The sequence below is a fragment of the Stenotrophomonas sp. KH_029 genome (genome assembly GCF_057839765.1).
In genome coordinates this window covers 2814290-2827230 of sequence record NZ_CM174498.1, presented here as the reverse complement: position 1 = coordinate 2827230, position 12941 = coordinate 2814290, and the positions used below count along the sequence as shown (strand labels likewise).

Below are 12941 nucleotides of genomic sequence, written 5' to 3'. Positions count from 1 at the left end.
GCAGCAGGAGTTTGAATGGGCGCGACATTGGCAGCAGAGCGGGCGTTGTGGTTGGCCGAGCACGTCCTGCCGTGCGAGCAGGGCCTGCGCGACTGGCTGCGCAGGCGCATGGCCCAGCCACAGGACGTGGATGATGTGATCCAGGAAACCTACGCCATCCTGGCCGCGCTGGCCGACGTATCGCATGTGCGCGCACCGCGCGCCTATGTGTACCAGGTGGCGCAGTCGGTGGTGCTGCAGCAGTTGCGGCGGGCCCAGGTGGTATCGATGGAAATGGTGGCCGAGTTCGATCGGCTGCCGATGACCGGTGAGGAAGCATCACCGGAACGGCTGGCGTCTTCGCGCCAGGAACTCAACAAAGTCACCGCGCTGATCGCGCAGTTGCCGGACAAATGCCGCCAGGCGTTCGTGTTGCGACGGGTCGAGGGTTTCTCGCAACGGGAAATCGCCGAACGCATGCAGATCAGCGAAAACACGGTGGAAAAGCACGTGTGCAAGGGTATTCGGTTGTTGATGGAGTCGATGAAACAGGATGCAGGCAATGCAGGGTCCACAGGGAAACCGGACAACAGGGAGGCGGTCCATGCACGGCGCCGTTGAAAACCCGATCGATGACGCCGCCGCCCGCTGGGTGGCGCGCGAGGACCGCGGCCCGCTCGATGCCGGCGAGGTGGCCGAGCGCGATGGCTGGCTGGCCGCCGACCGCCGCCACTTCGGCGCCTATGCGCGTGCGCATGCGGTGTATGCGCGCAGCGGGCGTGCCCGCGCGCTGGGCAGTGCCGACCGCGTGCCGGCCGCCCGACGTGCGCCGGGCAGGCCGCCGCGCCTGCAGTGGGCGATGGGGCTGGCCGCCACGCTGTGCCTGATGGCGCTGGGCGTGCACGAGCACACCGATGCCGGCGACTACCACCTGACCCACAAGGGCGAAATCCTGCGCGTGCCGCTGGCCGACGGCTCGGCGGTGACCCTGGATTCGGGTGCGGCGGTGCGCGTGCACTACACCGCCAAGCGCCGCGAGATCATCCTGCTGCGCGGCGAAGCCCTGTTCGATGTAGCCAAGAACCGTGCCCGCCCGTTCGTGGTGGTGGCCCGCGATACCGCGGTGACCGCGGTGGGCACCAGCTTCTCGGTCAGTCTCAACGAGCAGCGCACGCGCGGGGTGGAGGTGCTGGTGCGCGAAGGCATCGTCGATGTCGCCAATGCCAGCGGCGCGGTCGCCCCGACCCGGCTGCAGGCCAACCACCGTGCGCTGGCCAACCGCAACCATGGCATCCGCATCGAAAGCGTCGGCGATGACGACCTGGACCAGCAACTGGCCTGGCGCGAGGGCATGCTCTCGTTCAACGGCGACACCTTGTCGGTGGCTGCCGCGCAGTTCCTGCGCTACAGCGACGTGCGCATCATGATCGACGACCCGCTGGTGGGCAGCCGCCGCATCGTCGGCCTGTACTCGGCCAACGATCCGATCGGCTTTGCCCGCAGTGTCGCGCTCAGCCTGGGGCTGGAGGTGGAGCAGCAGGGCAACGCGGTCTGGCTGCGCAGCCACAACAATGCCCTCCACAGCGCGCCGCGCTCACTGCAATGAACCAGGACACCCGCATGCCGACCACCGTGACCCGTGCCCGCCGCCTGGCGCTGCTGACCACCCTGTTGTTGGCCAGTGGCCTGACCGGTGCCGCCGACAACGACGTGCTGATCCGCAATGCGATGGTGTTCGACGGCACCGGCCGGCCGGCCTATCCGGCCAGCGTGCTGGTGCAGGACGGCCGCATCGCCGCGATCGGCAACGCGCTCAAGGCGCCGACGGGCACCCGCCAAGTCGATGCCAAGGGCCAGGCACTGCTGCCGGGCCTGTTCGACCTGCACACCCATTGGACCCCCAACGCGCAGCCGGCCACGCTGCCGCAGATCGCCAACCGCTACCTGGCCGCCGGGGTGACCACGGTCAGCGATTTCCACCAGGCGCCGGAGGCGTATGCGCCACGCCGTGCCTGGCTGCAGAGCATCGCCGCACCGGAGGTGAAGTTCGCCGCGCGGATGAGTACGCCGCTGGGCCATGGCGCCGACTGGGGCGATGAGAACACCACGCGCTGGGTCAATTCGCCCGAGGCGGCCACCGCCGCGGTGAAGCAGCTGGCGGCCTACCAGCCGGACTTCATCAAGGCCTTCACCGACGGCTGGCGCTATTCCAATGCGGCCGACAACAGCAGCATGGACGAGGAAACCCTGGCCGCGCTGGTGGCCCAGGCGCACCGCCAGCAGCTGCGGGTGTTCACCCACACGGTGATGGTCAAGCGCGGCAAGACCGCCGCGCGGGCCGGCGTGGATGCGCTGGCGCACAGCGTGCAGGACGGGCCGGCCGATGCCGAACTGATCGCGCTGATGAAGCAGCACGGTACCCGCTACGCACCGTCGCTGGCGGTGTACCTGCCCGAGCGCGTGGACGGCAGCGGCAAGGCACGCGCCGACAGCGACGCTTACCGCCAGCGCGAGGCGAACTTCGCCAACGCCCTGCACAACGTCAAGACCCTGCATGATGCCGGCATTCCGATCGTGCTCGGCACCGATGCCGGCATGACCGGCACCCCGCACGGCACCTCCACCCTGCGTGAGCTGGAGTTGTTCGTGCAGGCCGGGCTGACCCCGAGCGAGGCGCTGCTGGCCGGTACCTCGGCCAGTGCCGAAGCGCTGGCGCTGACCGACCGCGGCACCATCGAGGTCGGCAAGCGCGCCGACCTGCTGCTGGTCAAGGGCCAGCCGTGGCAGCGCATCGGCGATGTGCGCAATACCCAACAGGTGTACGTGGCCGGGCGCCAGGTGGTGGGCAAGGGCGTGCAGCTGCCGGCCGGCAACCGCGCCACCTCGCTGCCGCCGCTGCGCATCCAGGCCCTGGTCGACGATTTCGAGCGTGCCGACCAGCGCACCGCGCTGGATACCCTGCGCACCGATGAGGCCGACGGCGGCAATGACCGCACCGTGCAGGTGACCACGGTGGTCGACCGCGAGCAGGGCGGCAAGGCGCTGTCGATGCAGGCCCGGCTGTCCAGCAAGGCGCAGGCGTATGCGGCGGTGATCGTGCCGCTCAGCCGTGGCTCGGTGGCGCCGGTGGACCTGCGCCGCTGGCAGGGCGTGCGCGTGGATGTGCGCGGTGCGGCCACGCTGCAGCTGGAAGCGCGTGGGCTGGACGGCCGCCGCTGGAGCGCGCCGTTGGCGGCGACCGGGCAATGGCAGACCGTGCAGATTCCCTTCGCTGCCCTGCAGGGCCAACCACCGTTCCGGGCCAAGGGCCCGCTGCCGGTGTGGCGCGGCGATGACCTGCAGCAACTGGTGGTCATCGCCAGCGGCGAACCGGGCGGCAGGATCTGGTTCGAGATCGACAACCTGCAGTTCTACTGAGCACTCTTCTGTCGGCGCCCAGGTGCCGGCCTTTGCCGGGAAATTCCATGAAGCTGCCCCGTTGTTGCGTGCTGTCGGTGCTGGCGAGCGCTGTGTTGTTGCTGCCGGGCATGGTGGCCGCCGCACCGCCCAGCGTGCTGGCAGCGGTGGATGGCTATGCCGCGCGCCAGGCCGAGGTCGGCCGCGCGCTGTGGGCGCAGCCGGAAATGGGCTACCAGGAAACCCACTCGTCGGCGTTGTTGCAGCAGGAACTGCGCGCGGCCGGTTTCAACATCCAGGCCGGGGTGGCCGGCATGCCCACCGCGTTCGTGGCCCGTTACGGGCGGCGCGGCAACGGCCCGGTGATCGCGTTGCTGGCCGAAATGGATGCGTTGCCCGGGATGGCCCAGGCCGCCGTGCCCACGCGCAGCCCGATTCCCGGCCAGGATGCCGGCCAGGCCTGCGGGCACAATCTGTTCGGTGCGGCGGTGGTGGGCGCGGCGCAGGCGGTGGCGCAGTGGCTCAAGGCCAGCGGCAGCGAGGGTGAGATCCGGGTCTACGGCACGCCGGCCGAAGAGGGCGGCAGCGGCAAGGTGTACATGACCCGCGCCGGCCTGTTCGACGATGTCGATGTCGCCCTGCACTGGCATCCATCGGCGGAGAACTCCGCCGCGCAGGGCACCAGCCTGGCCAACATCAGCGGCAAGTTCCGCTTCAAGGGCGTCGCCGCGCATGCCGCGCTGTCGCCCGAGCGCGGCCGCTCGGCGCTGGATGGGGTGGAGGCGCTGGACCACATGGCCAACATGATGCGCGAGCACGTCCCCGACGGCACCCGCATCCATTACGTGATCACCGACGGTGGCGCCGCACCGAACGTGGTGCCCGATGCGGCCGAGGTCTACTACTACGTGCGCCATGTCGATCCGGCGGTGGTGCGCGATGTGATCGGCCGCCTGCAGCAGGCCGCGCGCGGCGCGGCGATGGGCACCGGCACCGAGGTGGGCTTCGAGCCCACCGGCGGGGTGTACTCGCTGTTGCCCAATGATGTGCTGGGCCAGGTCATGCAGCAGGCCTTGCAGCAGGTGGGTGGGGTGGTCTACGACCGTGCCGACACGGCGTTCGCCGAACAGCTGCAGCGGAGCCTGGAGCGGCGCCCGGCCTTGTCCACGGCGGCGGCACTGGCGCCTTACCGCGCCGACCATGCCGGTGGCGCATCGACCGATGTCGGCGATGTCAGCTGGAATGTCCCCACGGTGGGCCTGAGTACCGCCACCTGGGTGCCGGGCACGCCGGCGCACAGCTGGCAGGCGGTGGCCGCCTCGGGCGCGCCGATCGGCGACAAGGGCGCGCTCAACGCGGCGCGTGTGCTGGCACTGGCCACGGTGGCGCTGCTGCAGTCGCCGCAGACCGTGTCCGCGGCCAGGGCCGAGTTCGAGCAGCGGCGGGGTACCGGTTTCCGTTACACGCCCCTGCTGGAGCGCAGCGACCCGCCGCTGGACTATCGCAGCAAGATCAAGCAGTAGCGGCGCAGCACGCCCGGCTCAGTCCAGCGGCGCCATCACCTTCAGCGGTGCCAGGTCGTAGCCCATTGCTTCGGCCCGTGACGTGATGCGGGCGAACAGCGCGCTGTCCATGCTGGGCGCGCGCGACAGGATCCACAGGTACTTGCGGTCCGGGTCGCCGACCAGCGCCCACTGGTAGTCCGGGTCCAGCGCGATCACCCAGTAGTCGGCCCACACCAGTGGCATCCACGCCAGCCAGTCCGGCGCAAAGCGCACCTGCAGCCGTCCGGGATGGCCCTTGACCGGCCGCGCCACGCCCTCGGCGGCAAGCCGCTCGCCCTCGGCGGTGCGGCAGACGTTGTGCACGCTGATCCGGCCTTCGGCGCGCAAGGCGTAGGTGGCGGTGATATCGCCGATGCACTTTTTCTGGAACGACACCGGGAGGTGCGCGATCTCATGCCACTTGCCGGCGTAGCGGCCCATGTCCAGCGTATCGACCGATGTCACCGGCGAGGCCGCCCACAGCGGCGCGCTGCCGAGCAGGGCAATCAGGACCAACCACGCGTTGCGCAGGCGCATCGACGGCACTCCGGACGGGACGGTCCGAGCTTAGGGGCAGGGCGAAGGCGGAATGTAAAGTTTCCGTCATGGCCTGACGAGGAGTGCAACGATCAGGCGCGGATCAGACGAAGTTGTATCCACGGTTGCCAGCCCGCTTTTCTACCCTTCAGTTCCCATAGACCGGTCAGCTCACTGTGATCTGCATTGAACGCGCCCTTGAACCGCACGGACGCACCGGTGATGGTCCAGCGCCTGCCTTTCAGTGCCACCTCGAACAGCTCGGTTGTTCCCTGGTCGTCGTAGGAACGGGCGAAATGCCGCTTGCCTGCAGCGTCGAAGCCGATGATTTCCATGGATCGGACAGGGTTGCCACTGAAGCGTGCGTCCACGTCATGCACGATGAAGTGCTTGCCGGGCAGCCAGCGGTAGGTGTCGGTGGCCGACAACGTGCTGGCCGGCGCATCCTCGGTCGGGAGTACTTCGCCGGTTGTGTTCCAGGTGCCAATGAATACACCCAGACGGGACATTCGATTCGCGCTCATGGGGTGAGGATGCCCATGCCTTGGCGAGGGTGCAACTCGCCTGGCGACGTAAGGCGGTGCTGGGGTGAGCTCTGTGGGCGCCATGGCGTGTTGAACGCTGTGCGGGAGGGATCGGCTACGCAAAGCCGATGCATGATGTTCGCCGCACAGGGTAGGGCCTTGACATGTCTTGCAGCGCGTTCGTTTCCCGCGTTCGCGGCTGCTGTTCTTCGACCCTGGCGTGGGCAGGAGGCAAAAAAAAATGACCTGCATTTCTGCAGGTCATTTGAATTTATGGTGGCCGAGGACGGAATCGAACCGCCGACACGGGGATTTTCAATCCCCTGCTCTACCAACTGAGCTACTCGGCCACTTCATCGCTGCGTTGCCGCTGGCGAGGACGCGAATAATACGGAGGTATGCAGGGTTCGGCAAGCCTTTCGCGGAAAAAATTTCACATTTGTTGCCAGGCCTCGCTGGCGCGCGCGCAACGGCCCGGTCGGCGTGCCCGTGCCGGCCTGCGCTGCGCATGAACATCGGTTCAGCGCGCCAGGCGCTCAGTGGGTGTCGTCGGGCATGCACCACAGCAGCACGATGCCGATCGCCATCACGATCGCCGCCAGCAGCAGGGAGGCCTGGTAAGAGCCGCTGTCGCGGGCGAGCGTGCCGGCCAGCGCGGGGGCCACGATCTGGGCCACGCCGTAGCTCAGGGTAAGGGTGGCCATTGCCTTGGCCGGGTTGTGCGGGTAATGGCGGCCGACCACGGTCAGGGTCAGGCTGACGATGCCGGCGAAGGTCAGCCCGAACAGCAGCGCGCTGCCCAGCCCGGCGGCCAGGCCGTCGCCCAGCAGCGGCAGCACGAACGACAGCGCCTGCAGCGCGAAGGCCAGCATCAATGCGCCGATCAGCCCCATGCGCGCGGCCAGCCGGTCCCAGACGAAGGTGGACGGCACCGCGGCCAGCCCGACCAGCACCCAGACCGCGCTGCCGTGCCCGGCGAACGCGGCGGTCTGCTCCAGGATGGCGACGATGAAGGTGGCGCTGACCACGAAACCGAAACCGGCGCAGAAATAGGCGGCCACCAGCAGCCGGCGCCAGCGTGGGCCCGGTGGCGCCGGTGCGGCGGCGGCCTGTGCGGTACTGGCCGGGGTGGGCGCGGGCATCCAGCCCCAGGCGGGCAACAGAAACAGCAGTCCCAGCGCGCCCAGCCACAGCCATTGCGCGCTGGAACCGGCATGGCCGGCCAGCGCGGCGGTGGCCAGGCCGGAGACCACGATGCCCAGCCCCAGCCCGGCGAAGTGCAGCCCCAGCCGCGGCCGCCGCTGCTGGCCCAGCAGCCAGTTCAGCACCAGCCCCGAGGCCAGCAGCAAGCCGGCGGTGCTGGACAGGCCGGCCAGCAGGCGCAGCAGGCTCCACAGCCACGGCGTGGTGGTGAGCCCCATCAGTGCGGTAGCGACCACCGCCAGCAGCAGGCCGATCCGGTAGAAATGGAATTTCTGCCGCATGTCGCCCACCCGCGCCACCAGCGCGGTGCCCAGCAGGTAGCCGACGTAGTTGAAAGTGGCCAGCCAGCCGCCCTGTGCGGCACTGAGCCCGGCGTCCACGCGCATCAACGGCAGCAGCGGGGTGTAGGCGAATCGGGCAAGGCCCACGGTGAGGACCAGGGCGCAGATGCCGGCGCTGATCACCTGCCAGGGCTGCAGGGGGGAAGGGGCGGGCGGGGCAGGGGGCATCGGCGGCGGGTTGCAGGTGGGGGCAGCCCCATCCTCCACGACCGTGGCCTGCGCTGTCTTTCGATAGAATGCCCCATCATGTCGACCAGCCGCCAAACCCGGGCCGTGCCTGCTACCGCCTCGGGACGCGAGCTGGCGGTGCCGCCGCTGCGCCGGTTGCCCGCGCCGGTGCTCACCCACAGCCGGCAGATGGCCGCTGGCGAGCACTTCCCGCCCCATGTGCACGCCTGGAACCAGCTGGCCTTCGCCACCGAAGGGGTGCTGCAGGTGACCGCGGCCAACGCGCGTTACGTGATCACCCCCCAGCAGGCACTGTGGGTGCCGACCGGCACGCTGCACCACACCCGCGCGCTGGGCAACACCGCGTTCCGCAACCTGTATGTGACTGCCGCCGCTGCCGCCGGCATGCCCGACCACTGCGTCGTACTGGAGGTATCGCCGTTGCTGCGCGCGTTGATCATCGAACTGGATGGCGTCCGTGCCGAAGATGATGCGCACTACCACGCCAGCCTGTGCACCGTGATTGGCGCGCAGCTGCTGCGCCAACCCCGTCACGCGCGGCATCTGCCCTGGCCGCAGGACGCGCGCCTGCAGCGGTGGTGCCAGGCCTTGTACGACCACCCGGGCGACAGCCACGACATGAACCACTGGGCGCGCCAGCTGGGTGCGTCCACGCGCACGCTGGCGCGCCATTTCGAACGCGACACCGGCATGGGCGTGCGCGCCTGGCGCACCCGCCTGCGCCTGCTGCGCGCGATCGAATGGCTGGCACAGGGACGGTCGCCTACCGTGATCGCCCACGAGCTGGGCTACGCGTCGGCGTCGGCGTTCAATTACATGTTCCGCATCGAGACCGGCATGAGCCCGCTGCAGTGGAAGCGCGCACGCCCTACGGCGTGACCGGGCACGCCAGGCTGACCAGGCGATCGTCCTCAAAGCGCGCGAGGATCATGCCGTTGCCGGCCTTGCTGTCGGGCCACTGCGCTGCGTTGCCGGCACCGGGCAGCGGATTGCCCAGGTGGAAATACACGCGCCCGCGGCTGTCGCCGGGCTTCACCTTCGCGCAGCCGGTGATGGGCGCGGCGCTCTGCCCGCAGTCGCCCTGCAGCAGGCACAGGCGCGTATGGCACTGGCCGGCCGCCGATGACCAGTGGCCTTGCGCGGCCAGGCAGCCTGGTTCGGTGCCCAGGATGGCAAACAGCAGCAGGCCCAACGCGGTAGTGGCCGATATCAACAGCAGCAGGTAGCGCGACAGGTGGCGGCGCAGGTGGGCGGGAAGCTTGGTCATCGGGCAATGATGCACCAGCGTTGTGCAACCTGCCGCGGCGACGCCGCTGGAATGCTGTGGCACCACCTGCAACATCGATCACCGTCGCGCAGGGCCTGCGCGCAGCGCAGCCACGCCCCACGGGTGGAACGCTGTTTTACCCCACGCCTGCACGGGCTGGCGGCGCGTACTGTCGCGGTTCCCTTTGCATCCCTCCGGAGTTCGTTCGATGAGCAAGATCACCGCTACCCGCATCGTGCTGGCCTCGCGCCCCAAGGGCGAGCCGGTTGCCGCCAACTTCCGCCTTGAGCAGGTGGACGTGCCCACGCCCGGCCCGGGCCAGGTGCTGCTGCGCAACCTGTACCTGTCGCTGGACCCATACATGCGCGGACGCATGGAAGAAGGGCGTTCGTACGCCGCGCCGGTGGCGCTGGATGCGGTGATGGAAGGGCGCACCGTGTCCGAGGTGCTGGCCTCGCAGCATCCCGGTTTCGCGGTGGGCGAGCGCGTGCTGGTGACGGGCAACTGGCAGACCCATGCGCTGGTCGACGGCGATGCGATCACGCGCCGGCTGCAGGACAATGGCCTGCCAATCAGTACCGCGCTGGGCGTGTACGGCATGCCGGGTTTCACTGCCTATGCCGGCCTGCACGAAATCGGCAGGCCGCAGCCCGGTGAAACCGTGGTGGTGGCCGCAGCCAGTGGCCCGGTTGGCGCCACCGTTGGCCAGATCGCCAGGCTGCAGGGCGTGCGCACGGTGGGCATCGCCGGCGGCGAAGACAAGCGCCGTTACCTGGAAACGCTGGGCTTTGACGTGGCGCTGGACCACCGCGCCGCCGATTTCGCCGCGCAGCTGCGTACTGCGGTGCCCGACGGTATCGATGTGTATTTCGAGAACGTGGGCGGGCATGTGTTCGAGGCGGTGGTGCCGCTGCTCAATGATTTCGCGCGCATTCCGGTGTGCGGCACCATCGCCACCTACAACGCGCGCGACGCGGTGCTGCCCGGCCCGGACCGCTTGCCCGGTTTCATGAGCCAGGTGCTGCGCCAGCGGCTGACCGTGCGCGGCTTCATCCAGTCCGATTTCCATGCTCTGTTCCCACAGTTCCTGACCGACATGGGCCAGTGGCTGCAGGACGGCCGGGTGCAGTACCGCGAAGACATCGTCGAGGGCCTGGCGCAGGCACCGGAGGCATTCTTCGGCCTGCTCAAGGGGCGCAACTTCGGCAAGCTGGTGGTCAGGCTGGCCTAGCCGCACCGGTGCGCCCACCGGGCCGCGGCCGCTGTCATCAAGCCATCATTACCGCCGCCCACACTGCCGCGCTGGCCGGCGGCGGTGGGGTGATGGGGCATGGCGGGTAGGGCGGTGCCCTTGCAGGGACAGGCGCGCGTGTTGTTTGGCGGCGATCGCCAGGCCTCGTTGGCCTATGCCACTGCCCATTTCGGCAAGAGCCTGTTCTGGCAGGCCGGTGAACTGCTGCTTGCCTTCTTCCTTACCGAAGCGGCCGGCCTGGCGCCCGCCGCGATGGGGGCGGTGATTGCGCTGAGCCTGCTGGCCAGCGCGGCCAGCGACCTGCTGGTGGGCCATGCGCTGCGTAACGCGCTGGCGTGCGTGGCAAGTGCCGCGCTGCTGCAGTTGCAGGGGGCGGTGGTCGCTGCGCTGGCGCTGGTTGGCCTGTTCACCACCGCGCATTTGCCGCCAGACCTGCGCCTGCCGTTCGCGCTGGGCATGGCGCTGCTGTTCCGCGTGGGCTACAGCGTGTACGACACGCCGCAGAACGTGCTGCTCAGCCTGGCCACGGCAGACCACGCCGGACGCGCGCGCGGCGCGGCGACCCGGATCGCGGTCAGTGGCGCGGCCGGATTGGGGCTGGCGATGGCGGTGGCACCGCTGCTGGTGGACGACGGCGTGCCCAGCCAGGCCACCCGCTTCCTGCTGCTGACCGTGTTGATGTCGGTGGTGGCGCTGGGCAGTGCGTACTGGCTGTGGCGGGTGCTGCGCCATGAAGGCGCACGCGCGCCGCTGCGCCTGCCCTGCGTGGCTGCCGCGCGGGTCACGCCGCCGTGGCCGTTGCTGGGCCTGTTCTTCCTGCTGCTGTCGAGCGTGCCGCTGTTCGGCAAGCTGGAGCCCTATTTTGCCGTGCACGTGCTGCGCTCGCCGGGCTGGGGCGGCGCGCTGGTGACGGCCAGCGCGCTGGCCACGATCGTGTCGCAGCCGCTGTGGCGGCGGCTGATCGCCGGGCGCGAATGGACCGGGCGGGTGATCGGCTTCGGTGTGCTGCTATTGGCGTGCGCGGGGTTGTGGCTGCTGGGCGCACGCCAGCCCTGGCTGGCGTTGTGCTGCGCGATCCTGCTGGGCATGGCCGGTGGCGGCTTGGGGTTGACCCTGTGGGTTGCCTATGCCGACGCCGCGGCGACCTTGCCGGGCGCGCGCATCGGCCTGGCGTACGCGGCGTTGACCGCCACCTCGAAGCTGGCGCTGGCGCTGGGGGCGTTGCTGCTGGGTACCGCGCTGGGCGGTTTGGACTATCGTGGCGCCGACAACGCGCGGATCATCTGGCTGATGGCGTCCGGCCCAGCCATCGGTGCACTGGGTTGCATCGTCTTCGCGCTGGCCTGGCGGTATTTTTCCGCAATACGGATGGAGAGGGTGCATGGCAAAACCTGTTGAGGCCAAGGAGCGCAGCGAGGGCGCGGCGGATGCGCCGGCCACCCAGGCCGACCAGTTGATTGCCATCGCGCGGCGCGAGCTGGCCCTGCAGGGCGCGCGTGCCTTGAGCTTCCGGCGCCTGGCCGCAGCCGGTGGGGTCACCCTGGCCACGTTGAGTTACCACCTGGGCAGCAAGGCCGACATCGTGCAGCGGCTGCTCGACGCCGAGCGCCAGCGCGACGCGCGTTGGCACGATGCCTGGCGGGTGCGGCTGGCCGCTGTGCGCCAGTTCGATCCGCCGACCCTGGCGGCCACGGTGGAGTTGTACCTGGACGACGCACAGCGCGACGCCGGCACCAGCGCAGCGCGCCTGACCAGCCTGATCTGGGCGGACCTGCTGCTGCGCGCCGGCGTCGATCCGGCGCTTGCGCTGCACCTGCGCCCCTGGCTGCAGGCGCGCCGCGATTTCTGGCGCGCGTTGTTCGATGGCCGCATCGCCGGCAGCGAGGCGTGGGCCGATGTGGTGTTTGCCTATGTCAGCGACGAAGGCGTGCATGGGCTGGCATTGGGGGCGGACGCGGACTACCGGTTGCTGCGGCGGATGGCGATCGGGCGGCTGGCGCAGCGGCTGGATCCGGCGCGGCGCGACGGACTTTCCAGTGGCGCCCTGTTCGACGCGCTGGTGCAGCGGTTGGACCCGCAGTTGGGCCTGCCCGGTCCGCAGGCCGATTCTGCGCTGCTCGAACCGGGCCGCCGCCGCGATATCGCGGTGGCCGCCTGCGAGGTGATCCTGGAAGAGGGGGCCGAAGCGGTGACCCACCGCGCGGTGGGCGAACGCCTGGGCATTCCGGCCTCTACCGTGGCCTACCACTGCCGCAGCGGTCGCGACCTGCTGTGGGCCGGGCAGGAAATGGTCTACCTGGTCGCGCAGGGGCGCATGCCGGCACCGGGCGTGGATTCGCCCGAACGCCGCCAGCGGGTGACCATGCGCGGCACCCTGGCGATCAGTCTGGCGGCGGCACGCGATCCCGGGTTGGTGCCCCAGGCGACCGACCTGCGCCGCCTGCGCGGCGAAAACCTGGTGCGCATCCTGCGCCAGTCCGGGCATGGGCAGGTGGATGGCCTGGACGGCCAGGTGGCCGCGCTGGTCGGCCTGGGGGGCTCGGCGCTGGCGGCGGTGGGTGGGGAGGCGGTGCGCGCGCCGGGCGCGCTGCTGGACTGGTTGCTTGTTGCACTCAGGGGCTGAACAAGTGTTTTGTGTCGACCATTGGATTGCCCGTATGTGTTGCCGGTGAGTTTCGTACAACCGTAATCCATCTGTCATTGCCTGCG

12 protein-coding genes and 1 tRNA gene are annotated in these 12941 nt (G+C 69.6%); 8 read left to right on the top strand and 5 right to left on the bottom strand.

Going from position 1 to position 12941, the window contains the following annotated elements; translation table 11 throughout:
- Nucleotides 1–15 precede the first annotated feature (15 nt).
- From AC3ITM_RS12810 to AC3ITM_RS12795, 4 genes are read left to right on the top strand one after another with little or no spacing between them, the layout of a single operon-like run.
- On the top strand, nt 16–600 hold the full coding sequence (locus AC3ITM_RS12810; RefSeq protein ID WP_489265477.1) for an RNA polymerase sigma factor: 585 nt from the start codon (nt 16–18) through the stop codon (nt 598–600).
- Nucleotides 584–1585 (top strand): FecR family protein, encoded by a 1002-nt coding sequence (locus AC3ITM_RS12805; protein WP_489265475.1) that lies wholly within the window; start codon nt 584–586, stop codon nt 1583–1585. Before AC3ITM_RS12810 ends, AC3ITM_RS12805 begins: the two co-directional genes overlap by 17 nt.
- Before the next feature lie 14 nt (nt 1586–1599).
- Entirely contained in the window at nt 1600–3396 is a 1797-nt protein-coding gene (locus AC3ITM_RS12800) for an amidohydrolase family protein (RefSeq protein WP_489265474.1), read from the top strand.
- A gap of 47 nt (nt 3397–3443) precedes the next feature.
- Nucleotides 3444–4898, top strand: coding sequence for an amidohydrolase (locus AC3ITM_RS12795; RefSeq protein ID WP_489265472.1), 1455 nt, complete (start codon nt 3444–3446; stop codon nt 4896–4898).
- 18 nt (nt 4899–4916) lie between these two features.
- Here the strand turns inward: AC3ITM_RS12795 and AC3ITM_RS12790 are convergent, their stop codons facing one another.
- The 4 genes from AC3ITM_RS12790 to AC3ITM_RS12775 form a co-directional block, all read right to left on the bottom strand.
- Entirely contained in the window at nt 4917–5456 is a 540-nt protein-coding gene (locus AC3ITM_RS12790) for a lipocalin family protein (RefSeq protein ID WP_489265470.1), read from the bottom strand.
- 92 nt (nt 5457–5548) lie between these two features.
- A complete protein-coding gene (locus AC3ITM_RS12785) occupies nt 5549–5980 on the bottom strand; it encodes a DUF1579 family protein (RefSeq protein WP_489265468.1) in 432 nt (143 codons plus the stop codon).
- 274 nt (nt 5981–6254) lie between these two features.
- Nucleotides 6255–6330, bottom strand: a tRNA-Phe gene (locus AC3ITM_RS12780).
- Between the two features lie 186 nt (nt 6331–6516).
- Nucleotides 6517–7692 carry a YbfB/YjiJ family MFS transporter gene (locus AC3ITM_RS12775; protein WP_489265466.1) on the bottom strand — a complete coding sequence of 392 codons (1176 nt, stop codon included), beginning with the start codon at nt 7690–7692 and terminating at the stop codon, nt 6517–6519.
- 78 nt (nt 7693–7770) lie between these two features.
- Here AC3ITM_RS12775 and AC3ITM_RS12770 point away from each other — a divergent pair, with 78 nt between their 5' ends.
- The gene (locus tag AC3ITM_RS12770; RefSeq protein ID WP_489265465.1) at nt 7771–8592 is read left to right on the top strand and encodes an AraC family transcriptional regulator; all 822 of its coding nucleotides are present in this window, start codon (nt 7771–7773) and stop codon (nt 8590–8592) included.
- On the opposite strand, the gene AC3ITM_RS12765 is transcribed toward AC3ITM_RS12770, so the two are convergent.
- The gene (locus AC3ITM_RS12765; protein ID WP_489265463.1) at nt 8582–8980 is read right to left on the bottom strand and encodes a hypothetical protein; all 399 of its coding nucleotides are present in this window, start codon (nt 8978–8980) and stop codon (nt 8582–8584) included. The genes AC3ITM_RS12770 and AC3ITM_RS12765 overlap by 11 nt on opposite strands.
- A 208-nt stretch (nt 8981–9188) precedes the next feature.
- Between AC3ITM_RS12765 and AC3ITM_RS12760 the strand changes: the two genes are divergently transcribed.
- The 3 genes from AC3ITM_RS12760 (at nt 9189) to AC3ITM_RS12750 (ending at nt 12855) form a co-directional block, all read left to right on the top strand.
- Nucleotides 9189–10211, top strand: coding sequence for an NADP-dependent oxidoreductase (locus AC3ITM_RS12760; RefSeq protein ID WP_489265461.1), 1023 nt, complete (start codon nt 9189–9191; stop codon nt 10209–10211).
- Between the two features lie 114 nt (nt 10212–10325).
- Entirely contained in the window at nt 10326–11630 is a 1305-nt protein-coding gene (locus AC3ITM_RS12755; protein WP_489265460.1) for an MFS transporter, read from the top strand.
- Entirely contained in the window at nt 11614–12855 is a 1242-nt protein-coding gene (locus AC3ITM_RS12750) for a TetR family transcriptional regulator (RefSeq protein WP_489265458.1), read from the top strand. Before AC3ITM_RS12755 ends, AC3ITM_RS12750 begins: the two co-directional genes overlap by 17 nt.
- The last annotated feature ends 86 nt before the right edge of the window (nt 12856–12941 follow it).